Annotated in this window: 1 protein-coding gene; it reads left to right on the top strand. The window is 61.5% G+C overall.

The annotated features are described in order from the left end of the window. Nucleotides 1-928 (top strand): SdrD B-like domain-containing protein (locus tag BIU82_RS15960; protein ID WP_290439153.1); only part of this gene is annotated, 928 nt, incomplete at both ends.

Raw genomic sequence — 928 nt, 5'->3', positions numbered from 1 at the left:
GTGATGACACCACGGTGACCGGTGTTGGGTTCGCTCCGAACTCTCCTGTTCAGGTTCAGTTGGTTGACGGCGCCGGTAACCCGGTGGGTGAGCCGGTTGCTCTGACCTCTGACGAGAACGGTGGGTTCACTACTCCGCTGACGGTTCCCGAAGGCACGACTCCTGGTGAGTACGGCGTGAAGGCTGTTGACGGCGAGGGCAATGAGGACACCGCTCCGCTGACGGTGACCGAACCCGCTGCGGCTCCGTCGGTGACTGTTGATCCGACGTCGGTTCCTGCCGGTGATGACACCACGGTGACCGGTGAGGGCTTCGCGCCGAACTCGCCGGTGACGGTTCAGCTGGAGGACGCCAACGGTAACCCTGTTGGTGATCCTGTTCAGGTGACCACCGATGAGAACGGCAACTTCACTACTCCGCTGACGGTTCCGGAAGGAACTACTCCGGGTGATTACTCGGTGGTTGCTACCGATGATCAGGGTGGCGAAGCCGAGACTCCGTTGACCGTTACTGACGGTGCTGCTGGTCCGGGTTCGATTGGTGATCGTGTGTGGTCGGATCTGGATTCTGATGGTGTGCAGGATGCTGGTGAGCCTGGTCTTGCTGGTGTGACTGTGAATCTGTTGGATGGCCAGGGTGCTCCGGTGAATGGTGCTGATGGTCAGCCGGTGACGGCGACYACGGATGAGAATGGTGCGTACCTGTTTGAGGGTCTGCAGCTTGGCGGTTATGTCGTTGAGTTTGCTGGTCTTCCGCAGGGTGCTTCGTTCTCGCCGGCCGGTGCCGGTGATGACACCACGGTTGACTCCGACGCCGGCGAGAACGGCCGCTCCGCGGTTGTGACGCTGACGGCTGAGGTTCCGGCGAACCTGGATGTTGATGCTGGTGTGGTTGGTGCTCCGGTGCCGACCGAGCCGACGGTCACGGT

The organism is Arthrobacter sp. SW1, assembly GCF_001766675.1.
Classification (GTDB): domain Bacteria; phylum Actinomycetota; class Actinomycetes; order Actinomycetales; family Micrococcaceae; genus Arthrobacter.
The sequence above is the reverse complement of the archived record's forward strand: the minus strand, read 5'-3'. Positions and strand labels throughout refer to the sequence as shown.